The following is a 23,312-nucleotide window of genomic DNA, read 5'->3' on the forward strand; positions in this document are numbered from 1 at the left end:
CGCGTCCTTCGAGACGCCATTTCGACAAGCTCAATGGCTCCTCAGGATGAGCGGGGGTGGGGGATAACGGACTCTAGTTCTTCAACCGGTCGCGCAGCCCGGCCAGCGCGCCGAACCTGCCCGCCTCTTCCTCGCTCTTCACCCCAGCGGCCTTCAGCGCCTGTTCCGCAGCGAGGCTGCGCGGGAAGGGGTCGAGCGCGAGCGCCATGGTTTCCGCCGCGGCCTCGCCCAGATCGATCGCGCCGCCTTCGATCTCGATCGTGTCGAGCGCTTCGTCGGTCAGGTCGACCTCTTCCTCGACCGGCGTGGGTTCGGCGAAGCGCAGCGTTACCGGTTCGTCGACGGTGGACGCAATCGGATCGCCGGTGACCGAGCACGCCTGCGTCACGGCAGCCGAGACATGGCCCGTGGCGCGGACACCGGTACCCTCGCGGCGGATTGCGAAGGTGGCGGTCAGGCGATCGATCGCGATCAGCGCGAAGCGGCGGGCGAGCGCAGTGCGTTCGGCTTCGTTAGCCGCAATCTCGACCGTGCGCTCGACGTCGCCGATCGTGTCGAGCCGTTCGGGGCGCGAGAATTCGGGCGTCACGGCAGCGCGCCTTCCGCCAGCGCGGCGACCGGTATCGCATCCAGCCCGCGGCGCAGATCGGTGAGGGTCGTAGCGACGTACGCGACCGCCGCCGGGTTTGGCGCGTCGCCGCGGTAGAGGTTGCGGATCAGCGCCGCGTCCAGGCCGTCGTTCGCCAGCCCCTCGCGATATGCGCCCAGCCGACCGCCGAGCATCGAGACCATCCGCCCGATATGCTTGCCGACCACCATGTCGCCGAAGCCGATCTGGCGGACCTGCGCGTCCATGTCGTCGACGAACCGCTCGGTCAGCTGGACGGACAGGATCGTGCCGTCGGAATCGTCCTCCAGCCGCAGCAGCAGCATCGCCAGCACCGCGGCGATCATGTCGAAACGGCCGTCGAGCGTGTCGGGCACCTGCCCCTCGACATACCAATGCGGCTGGCGCGCGTGCGCGACGATCGCGTCGTACAGCGGCAGCGCCACGTCGGGATCGCGGCGGCGGAAACGGTCGAAGAAACCCAAAACAAATGTCCTCAAGGCGCGCGCATGTTGTCTCGCAGCCGACAAGCGCATATTGAGGCGTTCGGTCGCGGGCGCAACGCTTATGCGGCCCGGTCCAGCTTTTGCGGAGTTTCCATGCGCCACCTTCTGATCGCCGCGACGCTCGGCCTGACCTTTGCCGCAGGATGTGCGCCGCTGAAATCGCACCAGGGCTATATCGTCGACGCCGATCTGGTGAATTCGATCCAGCCCGGCGTCGACAATCGCCAGTCGGTGCTTGCGACGCTCGGCCATCCAAGCTTCGCCAGCCAGTTCAATCAGGGCGACTGGTATTATCTGTCGCGCGACAGCCGCAATTACGCGTTCAATTCGCCCAAGGTGCGCGAGCAATTGACGATGCAGATCAGCTTCGACGCGGCCGGGAACGTCACCGCGATCCGCAAGTCGGGCGCGGAGCAGGTCGCGTCGATCGACCCGTCGAATAAGGCGACCCCGACATTGGGCCGCAAGCGCGGCTTCTTCCAGGATCTGTTCGGCAACATCGGCGCGGTCGGCGCGCCGGGGGCGGGTGCGGGCGCGCCGGGAACGGGCGGCGGCGGGCGGCCGTGATGTTGGCTTGATGCGCTCACGCGCCGAGTCAAACAAAAACTCCCACCTTTCATTACGCTGACGAGCGCATTCGCTGACCGTTCATCGCGACTCGGCCAATCCGGGAACAAGGCGGCGCGGACCATCGTTCGCATCGCCGAGTTGAACGAAAGGCATTTTGTCATGCGTAAGTTTATTACTTTGGCGCTGATCGCGGCGACCGCCATTCCGGCGGCGGCGAATGCGCAGTCGCGCGGCGAGCTTCGTCGCGACCGGCAGGATATCCGTGAGGAGCAGCGCGAGCTGAACCAGGCGCGGCGTTATGGCGACCGCGGCGACATCCGTGACGAACGTCGCGATGTGCGTGAGGCGCGACAGGAATATCGCGAGGATCTGCGCGACCGGAATCGCAACTGGGGCCGCAACGACTGGCGCGGCTATCGTGACAGCAACCGCAATCTGTATGCTCGCGGTAACTGGCGCGCGCCGTTCCGCTACCAGAACTTCCGCGCCGGCGGCCGGATCGCGCCGAACTATTACGGTCGCAGCTATTGGATCAACGATCCGTGGCGCTATCGCCTGCCCCGCGCCCGCGCGAACCAGCGCTGGATCCGGCATTATAACGACGTGGTGCTGATCGACTATCGGCGCGGCATCGTGATCGACACCTATCGCGGCTTCTACCGCTAAGCAGTTCGTCACGGATCGGGGCGGTGGGAACACCGCCCCGGTTTCTTGTTCGGCACGCTCACGCGCGCAAGACGGTGCCAGCCCGCTCCCCCGCCCCTCCGCCCATTCAGGCTACTCTAGTGGGCGGAGGGGCGGGGGAGCGGGCCGGTACCGTCTCATCGCCGAGAGGCGATCAAAAAGAAGCAACAGCCGCGTCGCCTGCTACGCATCGACGCGGCCGGCGCCTGCTTGGGTAGGCACTAGTCCCGAAAGGGGGGTGGGACTGTTGGCGTAAACGCGCGGGCGATGCTTTTGTTCGGGTGCCGCGTTCCTCACCGCATCGTGAACGCTACACGATCGACCGTTCGACCGGCGGTGTCGACCAGCGCCAGAACATGACGGCCCGGCCCGATCGCGATCGGCGGCGGGGTTTCGGCGGTGCCGAGATCGCGCGTGTCGAGCCGCAGCCGGTGCGCAGCCGCCGATCCGCTGACCATCACCGCCAGCCGTTGCCGCGCCGCCGGAATATCGGGATCGAGCGCATAGACGCTGCCCGGCACGGGCGAGGTGATGCGCGGACGGCGCGATTCGGCGGGCGCGGCGGCGACTTGGGTCAGTGCGGTGCCGGCCAGGAACCATTCGCGCCGCGGTTGTTCGCGCGCATTGGCGAAGGTGATGCGGCGTTGCTGGACCCCTGGCGGCGGCGGTGGCGCGCCCGATCGATCGTCTTCCAGCGCCTGCATGACGTCGCGCCACACTGGAGCCGCGCCGCTGGTGCCGGAGACCGCGCGCATCGGATCGCCCTCGACGTTACCGACCCACACCGCGACTGTGAAATGCTTCGTGAATCCGACGCACCAATTGTCGCGCATCGCCTTCGACGTTCCGGTCTTCACCGCCGCCCAGAACGGCAGGCGGAGCGCCGAATCGAGCCCGAACGTGCCTGCGCGCGCGGCGGGGTCGGCGAGGATGTCGGAGACGATCCACGCCGCCTGCGGGCTGGTGATCGTGCGCGGTTTCGCTGGTGTCTCGTCGAGCGTCACGTTTAGCGGCGACCAGCGTCCCCCATTGGCCAGCGCGCGATAGGCGGCGGCCTGTTCGCCCAGCGTCACCTCCGCCGACCCCAAGGCGAGGCTGAATCCGTAGTGGCTGCCGTCCTCGACCAGCCCGCGATAGCCCATGTCCCACAACCGGTCGCGAAACGGATCGACCCCAACCAGCAGCAATGTGCGCACCGCGGGCACGTTGAGCGATCCCGCTAGCGCGACCCGCGCCGACACCGGCCCTTTGAACGCGCGATCGTAATTCTGCGGGACGTACAGGCCGGAGGCGGTGTCGAGCTGGACCGGCGAATCGTCGAGGATCGATGCGGCGGTCAGATATTTCTTCTCGATTGCGGCGGCGTAGAGGAACGGTTTCAGCGTCGATCCGGCTTGCCGGTAAGCGGCGGCGGCGTCGACCGCGGGGGAGGTCGACGCGCCGCCGATTCCGCCGACATAGGCCAAGACATCGCCGCTCTCGTTATCGACGACGATTACCGCGCCATCACGCGCGCGGGTACCGCCGAGGCCCTGCAACTGTCGGCGCAATGCCGCCGCGGCGAGGCGCTGGACGCGCAGGTCGAGCGTGGTGCGGACGCGCAGGCCCGGTTTGGTCAGCAGCCGATCGGCGAGATGCGGGGCGAAGCCGGGGTCAAGCGCGAGGCTGCGGGTGGGGCCGAGCATCGACGCGGCGAGCGCGGGGAAACGTGCGCAATCCTCGCGGGACAAGGCGCAGGCGCGGCGTGCGATGCGGGTCGCGTCGGCTTGCGGATCGGGCAGGAGCGCGGCGAGCAGGAGCGCGTCGTCTCGGCTGAGCGTTTCGGGGGTCTTGCCGAACAAGCCGAGCGCGGCGGCCCCGATACCTTGCGCCTCGCCGCGGAAACCGGCGAGGTTGAGGTAGGCTTCGAGGATTTGGTCCTTCGACCATGCGCCGTCGAGCGCGCGGGCGGCGCGCATCTGGCGCAACTTGTCGCGCCAGCCGCGCGCGCCGGGGCGGGCGAGATCGGGCGCGAGATAGGCGGCGAGCTGCATCGTGATCGTGCTCGCGCCGCGTGGGCGTTCGCCTTCGATCCGATCGCGCGTGGCGGCGGCGAGCGCGAGCCAGTCGATCCCGCCGTGATGGGTGAAGCGGTGGTCTTCGGCGGTCAGGATCGTTTCGCGGACGACCGGCGCGACTCGGGTAAGCGGCACCCAGGCGAGGCGTCGCGCGGCGAAATCGACGCGGGAGGAATCGAGCAAGCGGCCGTGGCGGTCGTAGAGCCATGATTCGGACGGCTGCCATTGGCTGCGGACGTGGGCGTAGGCGGGTAGCGGCGGGGGGCGGGTGAGCCAGTCGAGCGAGGCGAGCGTGATGGCGGCCAGCGCGATGAGGATGAGGGGGAGGCGCTGGGCGGCGGTCATCGCATCACGCACGCACCGCTAAACCAGGCTCCACCCCGGCGAAGGCCGGGGCCCAGTTGCAGCGGTTTGTGTTGGAGAGCGTCGAACCCGCCAACCTTTTCCGGTGCAACTGGGCCCCGGCCTTCGCCGGGGTGGTCGTGATGCGCTGGGCGCATGGCCTATCGCAATCCGACCGTCACCGGTGCGATCGGCACGGCGGCGCGGATGTCGGGGGAGTACATCGCTTCGACGCGGGATGGCGGCAGGGTGAAGCGGCCCGCGCCGTTCAGCCGCATCGTATAGCTGGCGACGAAACGCCCGCGCGGCACCCAGGCGAAATAGCCGCGCCACGCCTCACGCCCGCGCTCGACATAGGCGGGGGAGACACCTTCGCTCGCCCCGCCTTGACCCAGCATCGCGGATTGTCCGCCGAGGCCGCCAAGGATCGTCGCACCGGGCGGGATGGGGTCGCTGACGACCACCCAGTTGCGCTCGGCGGTGGCGTCGACGGTCAGCGTCACGCGCACCACGTCGCCGCGGGTTAGGCGACCGGGGTTGCGGGCCTGGACGATCTCCATTTTGCGCTCCATCCGGTAGCCTGCCGAGAGCGGTTGGGTGAGCGGGACTGCGGCCTTCACCCGCACGCTCGCCCACGGCCCCGCGCCGCCGGATTGGCGTAAGGTGAGCGGGGTTTGCGCCGCGGGCAGCGCGAAAGTCGCGCGGCGCAACTCGACCGACAGCGGCCATGCCTTCGCCTGCGTCCGTCCGGCAAATGACAGCGTTGTCGTCCCACTTATGGCTTCCGCCGGGTAGAGCGCCGCGAACTTGCGCGCTGCGACGCTGCCCCACGCGTTCGCCGGGGTCGTATCCCAATGGCCGCGGCGCTGGCGCAGCGACACGCCGATCATCATGCGCGGCGCATCGTCCTGCCAGCCGGGTCGGCCAAGCGCGGCGAGGGTCGCCTTGATCGCGCCCTCGTCCGCAGATGACATCAGCCACCATGACGCATTGGCCTTATCGGTCAGGTCGAAGCGCGACCCTTCATAGACGATGCGGCTGCGCAGCACCTGTTCGGCCGACGCCTTCAGCGCGGGGGCGTTGGCAAGGCCGGGGGTGCGATCGAGCGCGACGATGTAATCGGCCAGACTCGCGGTCGGCATTTCGGCCGGCGTGAGGCCAAGCTGGCCGGGCATCGCGCTGGTCGCCGCCCCGGCGCGAGCGAGTGCGGCGTACGCGGCGAGGCGCTGGAGCCGGACGTCGCCATATTCCTCGTGCCGGACGCGGCCGTCGAGAACCGCTTTCAGCCCCTCTACCATGCGCGTCTTCGCGGTTTCGGGGAGCGCGAGACCGGCTTCCGAGGTGATCGCGAGGACATAGGCGGTCAGCGCCTCCGATCCGTCGAGCGCTTCGTTGGGGAAATAGCGCAGCAGGCCGTCGCTCGCCTGATAGGTCGGGATTTCGCCCGCCAGCGCCGCCCAGCCGCGCGCGTCGCCCAGCGCCACGATGCGGCTGAGGCGCTGTTCGAAGCAATTGTACGGATAGACGGTCATATAATCGCGCACGCCCGACAGCGGCGGCGCGAGCGTATCGAGCAGCGACACCTCGACCCCGCCGAAGCCGGGGAGCGCGCCCGCGGGGGCGGCGATTGGGATCGATGTGTCGCCGACGCGTGCGAGGGTCGCGGCCCAGGTCTCGACCGGGACCGCGGGGATCACGTCTTGCGTCACGCTGAGCCGATCAATCGCGCGGCCGTCGGCGGTCCGCGCGGAGACCTGCCAGCGGATATTTGACAGGCCCGCGGGGGCGGTCAGGTTCCACGCGATCGGCGCGGCGCGGCCGGCGGGGATGGTGACGGTCAGCGGCTTGCCCGCGGCGATGCGCGGGAAGATGTCGACCGTCGCGGTGACGGTCATCGGCCTGTCGCTGCCGTTGCGCAGCGTGAAGCCGGCCGAATACCAGTCGCCGGTGCGCACCAGCGGCGGCATTCCGGCGTAGATCGACAGATCCTGCGCGGTGCGGATATCCGCGCTGCCGGTGCCGAAGGCGCTGGCGCCGTCGGTGGCGATCGCGACCAGCTTGAATGAGGACAATGCGTCGTTGAGCGGGACGGGGATGCGCGCGCGGCCCTGCGCATCGAGCGCGACGCGGCCGCGCCACAGCAGGACGGGCTGGAAATTTTCGCGGTTGAGCGCGCTCATGTCGCCGCCCCCGCCGCCGCCCGCCTCGACCGCTTTCCGACCATAATGGCGCTTGCCGACGACCTGCATCTGTGCGGTCGCGGTCAGGACCGACAACGGCCGATCGCCCATCATCGCGGTCAGCACGTCCCAGCTGTCGTTCGGCGCGAGCTGGAGCAACGCCTGATCGACTGCGGCGAAGGCGACATCGGCGGTGCGCGCCGGGCTGCCGTCGGGGCGCTTCACCTGCACCATGACCTGCGCGGTATCGCGCGCGGCGTACCTCTCCTTGTCGGCCTTCACCGCGACGCCGAGCGTGTGCGATTCCCAGCCGACCTTCACCTTGGCGATGCCGAGCCGGTAGGCGGGTTTGGAGAGATCGACGAGCGCGGTCGGGGCGGGTGCCTCCTCGCGCGCGCCGAACAGGCTTTTGAACCAGCTCCACCAGCCGGGCTCGATACGGCCGCGGATCGCCATGACCGACACGAACACGTCGGGGGCGTAGGCGCCGGGCATCTTCACTTCGACCACCGGATCGGTGCCGGATAGCTGGGTGACAAAGCTGGAGAGGACGCCCTCACGCTCGACCGTGACCAGTGCGGTCGCTTCGCGAAACGGCATCCGCACCTGGAATTTCGCGGTTTCGCCCGCCTTGTAGGAGAGTTGTTCGGGGACGACGTCCATCCGGTCGCCATTGTCGCCGCCGAACCACCAATCGTCGTCGCCCGCCAGCCATACCGAGCGCGTCGCGCGCGCGACATTGCCGTCGCCATCGGTGGCGGTGGCGACGGCATAGATTTCGTCCGAGACGCCGGGGTCGACCGTGCATCCGGCGTAGCCCTGCGCATCGGTGGTGGCGCTGCACGTTGCGTCCAGCTTCGTCGTGCGCATCTGATTGTCATAGGCGTAGAAGCCGCCGATCAGCCGCCGCCGCGCGGTGAGAATCTGGCGGCTGTAGAGCGCGACCAAGATTTTCTGGCCCTTGATCGGCTTGCCCGACGTGTCGAGCGCGACGAAGCGCAGACGCAGATCGTCCTGTTTCATCAGCCAGCCGTCGGTCTTCACGCCGAGCTGTACCGCCGACGCAAAGATCGGGATCGTGCGGGTCGCGGTCAGCGTTTCGCCGTTCGCGTCCTGATAATCCATCTCGACATTCATTTCGGTGTTGCCGTCGAGGCCCTGCGGGACTTCGATCGTCGGGCGCGCGGTGCCGTCGCCGGTCAGAGTCGCGGGGAGGGTTTGGGTCGGTGGCAGCGTCGGGCCGTCCTCCTCGCCGTCGCCGTTGAGCGGCTTCACTCCTTCGGTGATCGCACGCCCGCCGAAAGTATAACCCTCATAACCATCGGGCGCGGCGCTGCGTGCGAACCAGCCGACGCGCAGATCGACCGGCAGGTTGGACGCGCCGCCGCCGCTGAGATAACCGACGAACAGGTCGAGCGGCAGCGATTTCGGGCGCACCGCCGCGGCCTTCGGACCCGTCACGGTCGCGCGCATCGTCGGGAGCTTGTATTCGTCCAGCTTGAACGACTGGCTGGTGTAGATCGTATCATCGCCCTTCACGATGCGCAGGTCGTAATCGCCCATCGGCGCGCCCTGCGGGGCGGTCCATTCGGTTTCGCCGATGCCGTTCGCGTCGATCGTCAGCGGCAGGTCGAACTGCGTGTCCGAACCGCGATGCGCCAGCCGCAGCGTGCCGGTGAAGCCCGGCGGCACGCGGAAGCCGCTGCCGACCGGTTGGCGGACGATATGCTTCATGTGAATCGTCTCGCGCGCGCGGACGAGCGCGCGGTCGAAGACGGTGTGGACGATCTCGCCGCGCGCGTCGTAACCGTAGGGCAGGTCGAAGTCGTACGGGCGGATGCCCTCGCCCCAATCGGTCAGCGTGAAGCTGAAATCGTCGCCGGCGCGCGCGGAGACCATCAGCGGATGCGGGGACGAGGCGTTCTCGCAGCTGCCGTAGGTTTCGGGTTGCGGGAGACCTGCGGGCACCATCAGCCCGCCGGTGCGATCGGTGACGCCACGCGCCAGCAAACGGCCATTGCAACTATCGGTGATCGCGACCGCGGCGTTGGGGAAGGGCTTTCCGCTGTCGAGCGACGTGACCCAGGCGAGGCTGCGTTCGCGGCCCCATTTGAAATGCACCGCCATGTTGGTGACCAGCGCGGCGGAGGCGACGTAGCGCGGCACGTCGCGACCGAGCAGCGCGCGGCCGAGGACGGGGCTGGCGAGTTCGACGACGTAGAAGCCGGGCTTGGTCAGCGGGATGCCGACGACCTCGAAATCGCGGCCCTTGGCCGGCAGCGCGACGTTCAGCGCCGATCCCTTGCCCGTCAGGATCGAGCGTTCGCCGGTGTGGTTGATGCGGACCGTCTCTCGATTGTTCTCTGGCCCGCGCTCGACGTCCTCGATGTCGTTCTGTCCCGCCTTGTCGACGGTGCGCAGCCATTCGGCGACCGCGCCATCTCCCTCCACGAGCATCGACGCGCCTCCGACCGCAAGGTTGCGGCCCTGCAGCGTGGGTTCGACGTTGCGGACGGTGACGGGGAGAACGCCACCTTCCTTAGCCTCCAATATGCCGAACGGCGCGGCGAACTTTACCAGCGGCGGCGCGCGGTCGAATTTTATGTCGAGCGGGAAGCGCTCGGCATTGGAGAGCGCACGACCGCTTTCATCCTTCACCCCGCCGGGCAGTTCGAGCCGCGCGGCGGTCGCGACGGGCAACGGCGCGGCAAAGGTTACGTCGGATATCGTCGCGCGGGTCTTTTCATCGTCGCTGAAGGTGGGTGCGATCGTCTTGCCGTCGGCGGTGACGATGCGGATCGCCTGCGCCGCCGACATCGGCACTGGCGCGGTGAAGCGGACATAGGCCTTTTCGACCGGGCTGCACCCGGCCTGCGGGTTGACGCGGCTGCATTCGAAGCGCGCGGCGAAGGGTTTGCGCACGGTGTAATCGAAGCGTTGATCCGCCCCTGCGCGCTTGCCGCCGCCTGCGATGTCGGCCCCCCAGACCAGCGCCATGTCGCGCCCCGGCGGCAGCGCGCGGCGGCATTTCAGCGCGGTGACGCTGGCGATGGCGCGACGGCGGTCGGCGTCCGCGGCGGGGAGTTCGGCCGGAAGGCCGGCGTTTTCGAGGAAGCTGCGCACCTCCCAGCGGTCCTTCCCCAGCGCGCCGAGCAGGCGGGCGGGAACATCGGCGGCGAGCACGTCGACCGGAATCTTCTCGCCGATTCCGTCGACCGCACAATACGCGTTGGCGGCGACCGATTGCGGGGTTGGGGCGAGATTCGCCGCGACCAGGAACACCTGATCCTCCTCGATCTCGCTCCCGCTGCCCGACGGCAGGACGGCGCGTGCGGTCGGGCCGCCCGCGTCGACGGTGAAAGTCTGCGATCCCGCCAGCGCATAGCCCGCCGCGCTCTTCAGCCCGTCACGCGTGCGGATCGTGCAGGTCGCGCCGCCGGGCAGGGGCGCGGTGAATTCATGTACCCATGTCTGTTGATCGACCCAGCGCCCCGCGCCCCCGGTCGCGCATTGCACCACCGCAGGCGCGGGCGCGCGTGGATCGCCCAGCGCCACCATCGGCTGGTCGAACCGGATCGTGAAGCGCTCGATCGCGCCGTTACCGACGCCGGGCTGAGCGAGGACGATGCGCGGCGTGTTGTCGCCCAGCGCCGCGACCGGCGCGACCGCCAAGGCGAGGATCGCCAACCGCACGCCAAGCCGCATCGCCAATCCCTCCCAATCGACCCGAGCGTAGCTGTACAGAAGTTCGAGTCCAGCGGGGATTGCGCGCTTTTATAAAGTCGTGGACAAGTTTCCTCAATGTTTCAGGGGGCTGGACGCTGACGATGGGGGCGATCATCGTCGCGTGGATCGACGCTTTCGCGCGTGAGGCGATGCTGTTCGGCGCGGTCGGTTTCGTGATTGGAGGCGTCGACGACCTTCTGGTCGACCTTGTTTACTTGTGGCGACGCATACGCGGCGCAGCGGGCAGTCTGTTGCTCGACGACCTGCCCGCTTCGTCCAAAACGGGGCGGTTGGCGGTGTTCGTGCCCGCGTGGGACGAATCGGCGGTGATCGGCGCGATGCTGCGGACCGCGCTCGCGCGGTTCGCGCACCCCGACTACCGGATCTTCGTCGGCTGCTATCCGAACGATCCGGCGACGATCGACGCGGTTGCGGCGGTCGCGCAAACCGACCGGCGCGTTCGGCTGGTGATCGGCGTAAAGGATGGGCCGACGACTAAGGCCGATTGTCTCAACGCCTTGTGGCGAGCGCTGGGTCGCGACGACGCAGTGGCGCGCGCCCGGACCAGCGCGGTGGTGCTGCACGACGCCGAGGATGTCGTCCATCCGGCCGAATTGCGGGTATACGACGCGCTGCTGGGCGACCATGCGATCGTGCAGATTCCGGTGCTGCCGCTGATCGATCGCGGCGCGAGGCTGGTATCGGGCCATTATGCGGACGAGTTTTCGGAAGCGCATGGCAAGCAGATGGTGGTGCGTGCGGCTGTCGGCGCAGGGTTGCCATTGGCGGGTGTCGGCTGCGCGATTTCGGTCGCGGCGCTGGAGGCGATCGCCGCGCGTCACGGCACGCCGTTCGATGAAGACAGCCTGACGGAGGATTACGAGCTCGGGTTGCGCGCCGGGGCGTTTGGTGGGGCATGTTTCGCGCGGGTGCGTGAATATCCGGGCGGACCGTTGGTTGCGGTGCGCGCCTATTTCCCGGCCACGATCCGAGCCGCCGTCATCCAGAAGGCGCGTTGGATGACGGGAATCGCATTGGCCGGGTGGGACCGCACCGGCTGGAGCCGGCCTTTGCATCTGGCGGATCACTGGATGCGGATGCGTGATCGCCGCGCGCCGGTCGCGGTGCTGGTGCTGGCGGCGGCCTATGTCGCGGTGCTGGCGTCGGCTTTGGGGATGCTCGGCCATGCGATCATCGGCGATGCAGCGTCGGCGGTCTCCCCCGATGTTCGGACGCTGCTGACGGTGACGCTGGCGCTGTTATTGTGGCGGATCGCCGCGCGTGCGCTGGCGACGGGGCGCAGCTACGGCTGGCGCGAAGCCGTGTGGTCCGTGCCACGGCTCTTGGTCGCTAATTGGATTTCGCTGCTCGCCGCGCGCCGCGCGATCGTGCGCTATATCGGCATCCTGGCCGGCGCGCCGCCGCGGTGGGACAAGACCGCCCACGTTTTTCCGGACGGGCCGCCCGAAACCGTGGCGCGGTGATCGCATCCAGCCGGCCTTTGCGCTTCGTCGCGCTACTGCTTGGCGCGTGGGTGACGATGCGGGTCGTGCAGCTGTCGCAGGTGGCGAGCCCGATCGCCGCGATGGTGCCCGTGCTGCTCGACGTGGTCGCGCCGCCGGCCGAGGCGGAGCAGTTGCTCGGCCCGATCGTAAGCAGGGGGTCCGCGCCGCCGACATATTTGCCGGAGATTGCGCGCGCTTGGGCTATTCCGGCGCTCAGCGGACCGGAAGTCCGGCTGTCGAGCGCGCCTGCGCCAGCGAGCGGCCCGGCGCGGCTTGCCTTTGCACCCGCTGAGATCGCCCGATCCGACCCGGCGTATACGGCGCGCGGCCCGATCGGATCACCGGTCCTGCTGTCGGTGGTTCCGGACGCATTCCCCAGGTTTCGGGCAAGTCTGTGGACCATCGTGCGCGGCAGCGGCGCGGCGTCACCCTTCGCGCCGCAGCTTGGCGGGAGCCAGGCGGGGGTCCGGGCGACCTATGCGCTGGATGATGTAAGGCGATTCGCGCTGGCGGGACGGCTCTCGACCGCGCTTGGATCGCGCCAGCGCGAGGCGGCGATCGGTGTCGACTGGCAGCCTACTGCGCTTCCGATCCACTTGATCGCGGAGCAGCGGATCGGGATCGAGGGCGCGCGGGGCGGGCCGTCGATCGGCGTGATCGCTGGCGTGGGGCCGGCGCCGGTAGCGGCGGGATTTCGGCTCGATGCTTATGGGCAGGCGGCCGCCATCGCGCGCGACGGCGGCATCGACGGTTATGCGGATGGCGCGCTGCGCATTGCGCGGCCGATGGCGACGGTTGGCGCAGCGTCGATCGATTTGGGTCTGGGTGCTTGGGGCGGTGCGCAGCGTGGCGCGGCGCGGTTCGATATCGGGCCGACGGCCAGCGCGTCGGTGCCGATCGGCGGCAAGACCGTGCGGCTTTCGGTGGATTGGCGGCAACGGGTCGCGGGCGATGCGCGGCCGGGATCGGGGCCAGCGCTTTCGATCGGCACCGATTTCTGAGCCGCGACGCCTTCCGCCGGGCGCGTGCATCGCATAACCGGGTGCATGGACCTTTACCTGCCGATCGCGAACCTGTCGGTGAACGCGCTCGTCATCATCGCGCTGGGGGGCGGGGTGGGATTGCTGTCGGGCATGTTCGGCGTCGGCGGCGGGTTCCTGACCACGCCGCTGCTGATCGTCTATGGCATCCCGCCGACCGTCGCGGCGGCGAGTGCTGCGAGCCAGGTGACGGGCGCGAGCGTATCCGGGGTCAGCGCTTATTGGCGGCGCGACGGCGTCGACGTGAAGATGGGCGGCGTGTTGGTCGCGGGCGGGATCATCGGATCGATCGGCGGCGCGTGGCTGTTCCGGCTGCTGCAGCAAAGCGGGCAGATCGATACCGCGATCGCGATCACCTATGTTCTTCTGCTCGGCACGATCGGCGGGATGATGCTGAAGGAATCGGTCGAGGCGATCGGGGTGGCTAAAGGGCGGCGCGTGGCGAAACCGCGCAAGCGGCGGCATCATCCGCTGGTCGCCGCGCTGCCGTTCCGGATGCGATTCTATAAATCCGGGCTGTATATTTCCCCGCTCGCGCCGCTGTTGCTGGGGGTGGCGACGGGGGTGCTGACGATCCTGCTCGGCATCGGCGGCGGGTTCGTGCTGGTGCCGGCGATGATCTATCTGCTCGGCATGGCGACGTCGGTGGTGGTCGGGACCAGCCTGTTCCAGATCCTGTTCGTCACCGCCGCGGCGACGATGGTCCATGCGCTGACCACCAAGGCGGTCGATATCGTGCTGGCCGCGCTGCTGCTGGTCGGATCGGTCGTCGGCGCACAGATCGGCGCGCGTTTCGCGGCGCGGGTGAAGCCCGAGTATCTGCGCTTGGCGCTGGCGATCCTGGTGCTGCTGGTGGCGTTCCGGATCGGGTTGGGTCTGGGGTGGCGGCCGGATGAAATCTACACGATCGAGCTGTCGTGAAGAAAATACTTTTATTGCTCGCGCCGCTCCTGATGGCGCAGGAAAAGCCGGTGCTGGTGCCCGACGTGTCGCAGCGCGATATCGAGATCGTGTACAGCTTTACCGGGGCGGAATTGCTGCTGTTCGGCGCGATCCTGTATCCCGGCGGACGCCTGCCCGACGCGCGGCGCCCGACCGACGTGGTGGTGGTGGTGAAGGGGCCGGTGCAGTCGATCACGATTCGCGAGAAGGAAAAGCTCGCCGGCATCTGGGTCAATGCCGAGGAACTGCGCTACCGGTCGGCCCCGTCGTTCTACGCGATCGCGTCGTCGCGGCCGATTCCCGATCTGGTCGATGAACGTACGCGCGCGATCTACGAACTCGGCCTCGACAGCCTGCAATTGTCGCCCGCGTCGTCCGCGCCGTCGGGCGTGCAGGACCGGTTTGCACGCGGGCTGGTCGCGTTGCGCAAGAAGACCGGGCTGTATTACGAAGCGCCGCGCGCGGTCGAGATCACCGACGACGTGCTGTACCGCGCGCGCGTCGCGATACCGGCGCGCGTGCCGGTCGGGCGCTTCACCGCGGAGACGTTCCTGATTCGCGACGGCAAGGTGCTGGCGGCGGCGGTGCGCGACATCGACGTGCGCAAATCGGGTTTCGAGCGCTTCGTGGCGCGCGCCGCGGATCGGTCGGCATTCCTTTACGGTGCGGTCGTGGTGGCGCTGTCGGTGCTGCTCGGCTGGGGCGCGGGGTGGGTGGCGCGGAGGATTTGAGCCCTATTGAGGCTCGCGAAAGAGCGAGCTTCGAGGCGGTACCAGGCTCACTACCCCGCCCCGCCTCACGCGCGTGCGCGCGTCAGACAAAGCACCCCCTCATGCTTAATTTACAAAGATTGCGCATAACCGGCCGTCTGTGAATAACGGGGGACCACCCGAATGACCGAAATGCCGGCGCCAGGCGCATTCGATGGGGTGGCTCGAGCCGCGCCCGTCGCCGTGCGTCCGGCGATCGAGGCGATCGGGTTCGTGATCGAGGTTTCGGGGTCGTCGAGCAAGGTGATGTTCGACATGGCGGCGCTGTCGCTGCTCGCCGAGCATCCCGATCCGGTGATTGCGACCGGCGGGCAGGTCGGCGGACAGATCAAGGTGCGTGTGGGCGCGGCGTGGCTGATCGCCAACATCCGGTCGCTGAAACTGGAAGATATGGTCGCGGGCCGCGTCACGGCGCTGATCGATTTTCTGGGCGAGGGCGATGAGGAACGCCTGACCGGCAAACTGTACAATTTCCGTCGTGGTGTGACCCGCTATCCCAGCCCGGGCGGGGAGGTGTTTCCGATTTCGACTGACGATCTGAAACAGGTGTATGCGGCGGACGACCGCGCGAATATCGAGATCGGCATGGTCTATCCGACCAAGGACATTCGCGCCGCGCTTTACGTGGACGCGATGCTGGGCAAGCATTTTGCGCTGCTGGGGTCGACCGGCACGGGCAAATCGACCAGCGCCGCGCTGATCCTGCATCGCATCTGCGAACTGGCGCCGCAGGGCCATATCGTGATGATCGATCCGCACGGCGAATATTCCGCCGCGTTCAAGCACAATGGTGCGCTGTTCGACGTATCGAACCTGGCCATGCCGTATTGGCTGATGAACTTCGAGGAACATTGCGAGGTGTTCCTGACCACGACCGGTTCGGAGCGACAGGTCGATGCCGACATTCTCGCCAAGTGCCTGCTGGCGGCGCGCGCGAAAAGCCGGGTCGGGCAGGAAATCCCGAAGCTGACGGTCGATGCGCCGGTGCCGTATCTGCTGAGCGACCTGACCAATTTGATCCAGCTCGAGATGGGCAAGATGGACAAGGCAAGCAATTCCGCCCCGTATCTGCGGCTGAAATCCAAGGTGGAGGAGATCAAGGCCGACCCGCGGTTCAGCTTCATGTTTTCGGGGATGCTGGTCGCGGATACGATGGCTGGGTTCATCGAACGCATCTTCCGCCTGCCCGGCGACGGGAAGCCGATCTCGATCATCGACGTGTCGGGCGTGCCGAGCGAGATCACTTCGGTGGTGGTCGCGGTGCTGTCTCGCATGGTGTTCGATTTCGCGATCTGGTCGCGCAACGAACCACAGCGGCCGATCCTATTGGTTTGCGAGGAAGCGCATCGCTACATTCCGGCGGGCCAGGACGCCACGTCGTCGGTCGGTCGCATCCTGGGCCGGATCGCGAAGGAGGGGCGCAAATACGGCGTGTCGCTGGGGTTGATCACGCAGCGGCCGTCCGATCTGGCGGAGGGCGTGCTGTCGCAGTGCGGCACGATCATCGCGATGCGGCTGAACAACGACCGCGATCAGGCCTTCGTTCGGGCTGCGATGCCCGAGGGCGCGCGGGGGTTCCTCGATTCGATCCCGGCGCTGCGCAACCGCGAGTGCATCATCTGCGGCGAAGGCGTCGCGATCCCGATCCGCGTGTCGTTCGATGCGCTGGAATCGGCGCGACGCCCGGCGTCGGCCGATCCGGTATTCTCCGACCTATGGCGCGATGTGGGGCAGGAGGACGAGATCATCGCGCGCACGCTGCAACGCTGGCGCGCGCAGGGGCGGTAGGGGGAAATCTCTTGATCCGCTTACGCGGATAAGACGGTGCCAGCCCGCTCCCCCGCCCGGCCACCCACAGAATATCCTGAATGGGTGGCCGGGCGGGGGAGCGGGCTGGCACCGTCTTACGCCCGAGAAGGCGTCAAAAAATCAGTGGGAGCCCGGCTTCACGCTCAGTAGATTGGCGACCTTTGCCTTGAACGCGCGCAGCGTTGCGCCTGACAGGACGGCGACGCTGGAGAGCGAGATCGAGCGCGGGTTCACCGCGACGCCGTTCTTCCATACTTCCCAGTGGAGGTGTGGACCGGTCGACATGCCGGTCGATCCGACATAGCCGATCACTTGCCCGCGCCCGACGCGCGTGCCCGGCGACACGGCGATGCGGCTCATGTGGCCGTAACCGGTGGCGATGCCGCCGCCGTGGTTGAGCTTCACGAAATTGCCATAGCCACGGTTGCGGCCGGCGAACGCCACCACGCCGTCGATCGCGGCGTAGATCGGGGTGCCATAGGGCGCGCCGATATCCATGCCCTTGTGCATCCTGAGGAAGCCCAGCAGCGGGTGCATCCGTGCGCCGAAGTTCGACGTGACGCGGCCCGCGACGGGCATTCCCATGAAGCCGCGGCGCTCGCTCTGGCCTTTCGCGTCCCAGAACGTGCCGTCGCCGTCGCCCCAGCGGACGAGCTGGAGCTTCTTCGCGCCCTGATCGAGTCCGGCGAATTGGAGCTTGCCGATCTGCACCTCGCCGGTCGCGGCGCGGGCTTGGTCGGCGACGATGTCAAAACTGTCGGCGGCGGTGACGTCGCGGCCGATCGAGATGCGAGCGGCGATCGCCTTGATATAGGCCTCGACCAGTTTTGCTGGCGCACCCGCCGCGCGCGCGGAGCGATAGAGGCTCGAGCCGACGAGGCCCTGGATGCGCAGCGGCGTGCGGTCGATCGCGATCGGTTGGCGATCGAGCGACAGCGCGTCGCCTTCGCGGTTGAGCGCGAGGTTCAGGTCGAAGCGCGCGCGGAAGGCGAGATGCTCCAGCGGGCGCGCGATGCTGCGGTCGGCGCGGCGGCCGAGCGTCAGCGACAGCACCGTGCCGGGCTTCAGATCGCCCACCGACACCGCGTCGGCGACCAGACTGGCGGCCTGCGCCGCGTCGTTGCGGCCGACGCCCGCGCGCTGCAGCGCTGCGCCGAACGAATCGCCGTCGCCGAGCGTCGCGGTCAGATCGATCACCGGGCGTTCGGGCGTTTCGGTCAGCGGGCGGACGAGATCGTTCGCCGCCATCCGCCGCCCGGTCGACGCACCATAGGCGATCGGCGCGATCGATAGCGTCTGCGCCTCGTCATATTCGCCGCCCGACAGCGGGGGCGTGACATAGCCCGACACCGGGCGAAGGCCGGGCGCGGTCAGGATCGCGCCGGCGCAGAGCGCGGTGCAGGTCAGCAGGCCGCGCCACCAGGTGAGGCTGCCGATCTGCGCGCCGAGATCGGGCACCCAGTCGACCCGCGCCGCGCCGACGCGCAGGCGGTCATAGACGCCGAGATCCTTGACCGGAACGAGGGCGCGGCCGAACGAGCGCGTTCCCGCGCCACCGGCCAGCTCGATTCCAGGTTGCTCGCGCAGAAACACGGCGAGTACGGCGCCCCCAAACGCGAATTACGTATCGCCGATCCACCCCCGGCGCAGGCGAAATCCTTCTGGTGGCAAAGTGTTAAAGTCAAATTAACCCGTCGCGGCGCTGGCCCGCCCTGCGCCGAAGCGTTCGTCGCGCGCGATGAAACGGAATGCTGAGGGAATGCCAAGGGAACGGTTGCATCGCAGGCGGTTGGCCCCGATGTTGTGTGGGTCATGGGCCTTCCAGAAACGGCGCGGGTCACGGCGGTGCTCGGGCCGACCAACACCGGCAAGACGCACCTCGCGGTAGAGCGGATGGCCGCGCACTCGTCCGGCATGATCGGCTTTCCGCTGCGACTGCTGGCGCGCGAGGTATACGACCGCGTCGTCGCGATGAAGGGCGTCGGGCGGGTCGCGCTGATCACGGGGGAAGAGCGGATCGTTCCGAAAGACGCGCGCTGGTTTCTGTGTACGGTCGAATCGATGCCGACCGACCGGGACGTGGCATTCGTCGGGCTGGACGAGGCGCAGCTTGGCGCAGATGCGGAGCGGGGGCACGTCTTTACCGACCGGCTGCTCCATGCGCGCGGGCGTGAAGAGACGATGATCCTGGGGTCGGAGGCGTTGCGCCCGGTGATCCGCGCGCTGATCCCGAAGGCGGAGATCGTCGAGCGACCGCGTTTCTCGACGTTGACCTACGCAGGGGCGAAAAAGATCAGCCGCCTGCCGCGGCGGTCGGCGATCGTCGCGTTCAGCGCCGAGGAAGTCTACGCCGTCGCCGAGATGCTGCGGCGGCTGCGCGGCGGGGCGGCGGTGGTGATGGGCGCGCTGTCGCCGCGCACGCGCAACGCGCAGGTCGCGATGTTCCAGGCGGGCGAGGTCGACTACCTCGTCGCGACCGATGCGATCGGCATGGGACTGAACATGGACGTGGCGCACGTCGCGTTCGCCGGGCTGCACAAGTTCGACGGCAAGCGGCGGCGGCGGCTGACGGTGGCGGAGATGGCGCAGATCGCCGGGCGTGCGGGGCGGCACCAGCGCGACGGGACGTTCGGTGCGCTGGCCGAAGAAGGGCCGGATGCGTTCCTGCCCGAAGAGGTGCTGGCGATCGAGGCGCATCGCTTTCCGAAACTCGACTGGCTGTACTGGCGCGAGGGGCAGCCCGACCTGTCAAGCATCGAGGCGCTGACGTACTCGCTGTCGACCTATCCCGACCACCTCGCGTTGCGCGCTGCCCCGGAAGCGATCGACCTGCAGGTATTGCGGCGGTTGAGCGACGAGCATTGGGTCCGCGATCGCGCGAAAGGCAATATCGCGCGGCTGTGGGCGGCGTGCGGGATTCCGGATTTCGCGAAACTCGGCCTCGATCCGCACGCGCGTTTCGTTGGGCGGGTGTTCGGGCATCTGACCGAGGGCGCCGGCCATATCCCGCACCAGTGGTTTGCGGACGAGGTCGCGCGGCTGGACCGGGTCGACGGGGATGTCGAGACGATCGCCGGGCGCGTCGCGGCGATACGGACCTGGGCGTATATCGCGCAGCGTGGCGACTGGCTGGCCGATCCGGCGCATTGGGCGGCGCGGACGCTGGCGATCGAGGAGCGGCTGTCCGATGCGCTCCACGCAAGCCTGACGCAGCGCTTCGTCGACAAGCGCACCACTGCGCTCGCCAAGCAGATCGGGGCTGGCGCGGGGCAATTGCCGGTGACGATCGACGCGCAGGGCGAGGTGACGATCGACAGCCACCCGATCGGACGGCTCGATGGCTTCCGCTTCACCGTCGCGCCGGAGGCGCGGGCGGGCGACAAGCGTCTGTTGCTGGCGACGGCGGAAAAGCATCTCGCGCACGAACGGCGCATCCGGGCGCAGGCGATGATCGCGGGTGGCGACGCGGATTTCGTGCTGGGCGCGGGCGGCGCGATCGTGTGGCGCGGGCAGGCCGTCGCTCGGCTGGCGTCGGGGCCGTCGCTGGCGCGGCCTGCGGTGGCGCTGGATGCGAGCCTGGAATGCCTCGACGCGGCGCTGCGTGCGGGCGTCTCAGCGCGGTTGCGGCGGTGGGTGGAGGAAAGCCTGGGGCGCGCTTTGCCGTCGTTGGCGTCGCTGGCTGCGGCGGCACTCGATCCGGGGGCGACCCCTGCACTACGCAGCGTCGCGAGCGCGTTGGAGGCGGGGGCTGGGTTCGTCGAGCGAGCCGCGGTGCGCGCGGCGGTCGAGGCCTTGACGCCGGACGACCGAAAACGGTTGCGCGCGGCAGGGGTGACGATCGGCGCGCTCAATCTGTTCGATCCGCGTTTGCTGAAACCGAAGGCGTGGCAATGGCGCAGCGAATTGCTGGCGCTGAAAGATGAGCGGCCCGTCGCCCCGCCCGCTGGCGCGACGACGCTGCCGCGCGGCGTGCCGGGCGCGACGCTCGCGACCGGGTTCCGCCCGCTCGGCGCGCAGGCGGTGCGGATCGATCTGGTCGAGCGCGTCGCCCGGGCCGCGCATGATGCGCGCGCCGGGCGCGGCGCATTCGCGCCCGATCCCGCGCTGGCGGTGTCGATCGGCCTGGAGCCGGGAACGATAGCGCGGCTGATGGCCGAACTCGGCTTCCGTCCTGCGCCATCGGTCGAGGGCGCGGCGCGCTGGGTGTGGCGCGGCCGGCCGCCCGCCAAGCGCGTTGCTCCGCCGCGTGACAATGCCTTTGCCGCGCTCGCGGATCTGTATGGCTGACACCATCCGGCTCGACCGGTTTCTGTGGTTCGCGCGGATCGTAAAGACCCGGCCCCTGGCGCAGGCGATGGCGGAGAGCGGGCATTTCCGCATCGACGGGCGCAAGATCGAGCGCGCGCATTGTCCGGTGCGGATAGGCAACATCCTGACCTTCGCCGCGCACGGCGGCCGCGTGCGCGTATTGCGGGTCGAAGCGCTGCCGGTGCGGCGTGGTCCCGCACCCGAAGCGGCGGCCTGTTATCAGGAATTGCTGACTGATAACGTCTCGCAGCAAGGCGGCGGCGATTGACGGATGCGGTCGGCCAAGCATAGCAGGCGTTAGTTCGACCGCACGGGAACCTGACCAATGACCTACGTCGTCACCGACGCCTGCATCAAGTGCAAGTACATGGACTGCGTCGAGGTATGCCCGGTCGACTGTTTCTATGAGGGCGAGAATATGCTCGTCATCAATCCCAGCGAATGCATCGATTGCGGCGTGTGCGAGCCCGAATGCCCGGCCGAGGCGATCCTGCCCGATACCGAAAGCGGGCTGGAGCAGTGGCTGGAGATCAACAACAGCTTCAGCGCGCAATGGCCCAACGTCACGCGCAAGAACGATCAGACCCCCGCCGACGCCGACGAGCACAAGGGCGAAGAGGGCAAATACGACAAGTATTTCTCGGCCGAACCCGGCACGGGGGACTGAAATCCGGGCGGGGTTTTCGGACAGCGGCAGGAGTGCTGACGGAAAGCTTCTGGCAATAATGTTACAGGCGTGCTATGTACGTCGGTGACGGGCGTACGTTGGTCGCAACGCCTGCTGGAGACGTTCTAAAACCCCCACCATGTCCGCCTACGGAGCTGCCGCGGTCCAGCCGCGCATCCGTTGTGACCGGATATGGTCAAGCGAAAGGCCCATTCATGGTTGCCAAGGCTCTGCACTTCGATGTCGGTGATTATGTGGTTTATCCCAAGCATGGGGTCGGCCGCGTCGTCGAGTTGCAGAAACAGGAAATCGCCGGGATGCAGCTGGAGCTGTATGTCCTGCGCTTCGAAAAGGAGCGCATGACGCTCCGCGTACCGACCAACAAGGCCGAAAGCGTCGGAATGCGCAAGCTGTCGTCGGACAAGACGATGCGCGAAGCGATGGAGACGCTGAAGGGCAAGCCTAAGGTCAAGCGCACGATGTGGTCGCGCCGCGCGCAGGAATATGAAGCGAAGATCAATTCGGGCGACCTAGTGTCGATCGCCGAAGTGGTCCGCGACCTGTTCCGCGCCGACGACCAGCCCGAGCAGAGCTATTCCGAGCGGCAGATCTTCGAGGGCGCGACGAGCCGTCTGGCGCGCGAACTCGCCGCGATGGAGCAGGTCGACGAGCCGACCGCGCAGGAGAAGATCCTCGAGATCCTCCGCGCCGCGGCAGCGATCTACAACAAGGACAAGGTGCCCGCGTAAACGCGGCCCTGTGTTGAAATGAAACGGGCGGTCCGAGAGGGCCGCCCGTTTTTCGTTGCACGTCGCGCAACAGTGTATTAGCACTCCAACACACGTTTGGAGGTTCAGCGATGCGCACGATGATTCTCGCGGCTCTCATCCCGCTCGCCGCGTGCGGCAATTCCGGTGGTGACGGCGATAGCAATTCGCCTGGCGTGCCGGGCAGCGGCAGTGGAAACACGCGCAGCTATCAGGTGGCGGATTTCACCGGCGTCGAACTGCGCGGTCCTGACGATGTCGACGTCCGCGTCGGATCGGGCTTCTCGGTCCGGGCCGAGGGCGACGAGGCGACGCTCGGCAAGCTGAAGATCGAGCGCGTTGGCGACACGTTACGCGTCGGGCGTATCCGCCAGAACGGAATCAGCTGGGGATCGGGCAAGGGCGTAAAGGTCTATATCACGATGCCGCGGATGACGGCCGCCAGCCTCGCCGGTTCAGGTGACCTGTCGGTCGACCGGGTCGAAGGCGGGGCGTTCAGCGGCAGTATCGCGGGATCGGGATCGCTCGCGCTGGGCGCGATCGAGGTGACCAACGCCGATCTGTCGATCGCCGGGTCGGGCGACATTTCGGTATCCGGCAGCGCTGGCAAGCTGGGTGTCGACATTGCCGGATCGGGCGACGTCGACGGAGCCAAGCTTACGGCGCAGTCTGCCAGCGTCTCGATCGCGGGGTCGGGCGGGGTGCGCGCCGCGGTCGACGGCGCGGCGAAGGTGTCGATCGTCGGGTCTGGCGACGTCGATCTCGGACCGCGCGCGAAATGTTCGGTGTCGAAGATGGGATCTGGATCGGTGACCTGCGGCGGGTGATCGCG

General features: G+C 68.1%; 17 protein-coding genes. 12 read left to right on the forward strand and 5 right to left on the reverse strand.

The window, feature by feature from the left end:
* Nucleotides 1–73: 73 nt before the first annotated feature.
* Together M0208_RS11885 and M0208_RS11890 are read right to left on the reverse strand one after the other, a co-directional pair.
* Entirely contained in the window at nucleotides 74–589 is a 516-nt protein-coding gene (locus M0208_RS11885) for a DUF177 domain-containing protein (protein ID WP_258891899.1), read from the reverse strand.
* Nucleotides 586–1,092, reverse strand: a complete 507-nt coding sequence (locus M0208_RS11890) for a ubiquinol-cytochrome C chaperone family protein (RefSeq protein WP_258891900.1) — start codon at nucleotides 1,090–1,092, stop codon at nucleotides 586–588. Before M0208_RS11890 ends, M0208_RS11885 begins: the two co-directional genes overlap by 4 nt.
* Before the next feature lie 114 nt (nucleotides 1,093–1,206).
* On the opposite strand from M0208_RS11890, the gene M0208_RS11895 reads away from it, so the two are divergent.
* Complete coding sequence (locus M0208_RS11895) at nucleotides 1,207–1,680, forward strand: outer membrane protein assembly factor BamE (RefSeq protein WP_258891901.1); 474 nt, start codon at nucleotides 1,207–1,209, stop codon at nucleotides 1,678–1,680.
* A 162-nt stretch (nucleotides 1,681–1,842) separates the two neighbouring features.
* Nucleotides 1,843–2,349: an RcnB family protein gene (locus M0208_RS11900; protein WP_258891902.1), complete on the forward strand. Its 507-nt coding sequence runs from the start codon at nucleotides 1,843–1,845 to the stop codon at nucleotides 2,347–2,349.
* Between the two features lie 311 nt (nucleotides 2,350–2,660).
* Here the strand turns inward: M0208_RS11900 and pbpC are convergent, their stop codons facing one another.
* Both pbpC and M0208_RS11910 read right to left on the reverse strand, forming a co-directional pair.
* Entirely contained in the window at nucleotides 2,661–4,769 is a 2,109-nt protein-coding gene (gene pbpC, locus M0208_RS11905; RefSeq protein WP_258891903.1) for a penicillin-binding protein 1C, read from the reverse strand.
* Between the two features lie 158 nt (nucleotides 4,770–4,927).
* A complete protein-coding gene (locus tag M0208_RS11910) occupies nucleotides 4,928–10,651 on the reverse strand; it encodes an alpha-2-macroglobulin (RefSeq protein WP_258891904.1) in 5,724 nt (1,907 codons plus the stop codon).
* Nucleotides 10,652–10,773: 122 nt separating this feature from the next.
* Here M0208_RS11910 and M0208_RS11915 point away from each other — a divergent pair, with 122 nt between their 5' ends.
* From M0208_RS11915 to M0208_RS11935, 5 genes are all read left to right on the forward strand, one after another.
* The gene (locus M0208_RS11915; protein WP_258891905.1) at nucleotides 10,774–12,156 is read left to right on the forward strand and encodes a glycosyl transferase family protein; all 1,383 of its coding nucleotides are present in this window, start codon (nucleotides 10,774–10,776) and stop codon (nucleotides 12,154–12,156) included.
* The gene (locus M0208_RS11920) at nucleotides 12,153–13,178 is read left to right on the forward strand and encodes a hypothetical protein (RefSeq protein ID WP_258891906.1); all 1,026 of its coding nucleotides are present in this window, start codon (nucleotides 12,153–12,155) and stop codon (nucleotides 13,176–13,178) included. Before M0208_RS11915 ends, M0208_RS11920 begins: the two co-directional genes overlap by 4 nt.
* A gap of 45 nt (nucleotides 13,179–13,223) precedes the next feature.
* Complete coding sequence (locus tag M0208_RS11925; RefSeq protein WP_258891907.1) at nucleotides 13,224–14,138, forward strand: sulfite exporter TauE/SafE family protein; 915 nt, start codon at nucleotides 13,224–13,226, stop codon at nucleotides 14,136–14,138.
* Nucleotides 14,139–14,170: 32 nt separating this feature from the next.
* Entirely contained in the window at nucleotides 14,171–14,890 is a 720-nt protein-coding gene (locus M0208_RS11930) for a TIGR02186 family protein (RefSeq protein WP_408988150.1), read from the forward strand.
* Between the two features lie 162 nt (nucleotides 14,891–15,052).
* Nucleotides 15,053–16,717: an ATP-binding protein gene (locus M0208_RS11935; protein WP_408988093.1), complete on the forward strand. Its 1,665-nt coding sequence runs from the start codon at nucleotides 15,053–15,055 to the stop codon at nucleotides 16,715–16,717.
* Between the two features lie 141 nt (nucleotides 16,718–16,858).
* Here M0208_RS11935 and M0208_RS11940 read toward each other — a convergent pair whose 3' ends face one another.
* The gene (locus M0208_RS11940) at nucleotides 16,859–18,331 is read right to left on the reverse strand and encodes a M23 family metallopeptidase (RefSeq protein ID WP_258891909.1); all 1,473 of its coding nucleotides are present in this window, start codon (nucleotides 18,329–18,331) and stop codon (nucleotides 16,859–16,861) included.
* Nucleotides 18,332–18,550: 219 nt separating this feature from the next.
* Between M0208_RS11940 and M0208_RS11945 the strand changes: the two genes are divergently transcribed.
* From M0208_RS11945 to M0208_RS11965, 5 genes are all read left to right on the forward strand, one after another.
* Complete coding sequence (locus tag M0208_RS11945; RefSeq protein ID WP_258891910.1) at nucleotides 18,551–21,025, forward strand: helicase-related protein; 2,475 nt, start codon at nucleotides 18,551–18,553, stop codon at nucleotides 21,023–21,025.
* Entirely contained in the window at nucleotides 21,018–21,314 is a 297-nt protein-coding gene (locus tag M0208_RS11950) for an RNA-binding S4 domain-containing protein (protein WP_258891911.1), read from the forward strand. The genes M0208_RS11945 and M0208_RS11950 overlap by 8 nt, the downstream gene beginning before the upstream one ends.
* 57 nt (nucleotides 21,315–21,371) lie before the next feature.
* Entirely contained in the window at nucleotides 21,372–21,713 is a 342-nt protein-coding gene (gene fdxA / locus M0208_RS11955) for a ferredoxin FdxA (RefSeq protein WP_258891912.1), read from the forward strand.
* 215 nt (nucleotides 21,714–21,928) lie between these two features.
* Entirely contained in the window at nucleotides 21,929–22,462 is a 534-nt protein-coding gene (locus M0208_RS11960; RefSeq protein WP_258891913.1) for a CarD family transcriptional regulator, read from the forward strand.
* A gap of 110 nt (nucleotides 22,463–22,572) precedes the next feature.
* Nucleotides 22,573–23,307, forward strand: coding sequence for a head GIN domain-containing protein (locus M0208_RS11965; protein WP_258891914.1), 735 nt, complete (start codon nucleotides 22,573–22,575; stop codon nucleotides 23,305–23,307).
* Nucleotides 23,308–23,312 lie beyond the last annotated feature (5 nt).

The sequence above is a fragment of the Sphingomonas sp. SUN019 genome (assembly GCF_024758705.1).
Classification (GTDB): Bacteria; Pseudomonadota; Alphaproteobacteria; order Sphingomonadales; family Sphingomonadaceae; genus Sphingomonas.

Coding starts and splice junctions, on each gene's coding strand:
- M0208_RS11915 (WP_258891905.1), top strand. CDS start 10,774: ATGGGGGCGATCATCGTCGCGTGGATCGACGCTTTCGCGCGTGAGGCG.
- pbpC (WP_258891903.1), bottom strand. CDS start 4,769: ATGACCGCCGCCCAGCGCCTCCCCCTCATCCTCATCGCGCTGGCCGCC.
- M0208_RS11910 (WP_258891904.1), bottom strand. CDS start 10,651: ATGCGGCTTGGCGTGCGGTTGGCGATCCTCGCCTTGGCGGTCGCGCCG.
- M0208_RS11900 (WP_258891902.1), top strand. CDS start 1,843: ATGCGTAAGTTTATTACTTTGGCGCTGATCGCGGCGACCGCCATTCCG.
- M0208_RS11965 (WP_258891914.1), top strand. CDS start 22,573: ATGCGCACGATGATTCTCGCGGCTCTCATCCCGCTCGCCGCGTGCGGC.
- M0208_RS11945 (WP_258891910.1), top strand. CDS start 18,551: ATGGGCCTTCCAGAAACGGCGCGGGTCACGGCGGTGCTCGGGCCGACC.
- fdxA (WP_258891912.1), top strand. CDS start 21,372: ATGACCTACGTCGTCACCGACGCCTGCATCAAGTGCAAGTACATGGAC.
- M0208_RS11960 (WP_258891913.1), top strand. CDS start 21,929: ATGGTTGCCAAGGCTCTGCACTTCGATGTCGGTGATTATGTGGTTTAT.
- M0208_RS11950 (WP_258891911.1), top strand. CDS start 21,018: ATGGCTGACACCATCCGGCTCGACCGGTTTCTGTGGTTCGCGCGGATC.
- M0208_RS11925 (WP_258891907.1), top strand. CDS start 13,224: ATGGACCTTTACCTGCCGATCGCGAACCTGTCGGTGAACGCGCTCGTC.
- M0208_RS11930 (WP_408988150.1), top strand. CDS start 14,171: ATGGCGCAGGAAAAGCCGGTGCTGGTGCCCGACGTGTCGCAGCGCGAT.
- M0208_RS11895 (WP_258891901.1), top strand. CDS start 1,207: ATGCGCCACCTTCTGATCGCCGCGACGCTCGGCCTGACCTTTGCCGCA.
- M0208_RS11935 (WP_408988093.1), top strand. CDS start 15,053: ATGACCGAAATGCCGGCGCCAGGCGCATTCGATGGGGTGGCTCGAGCC.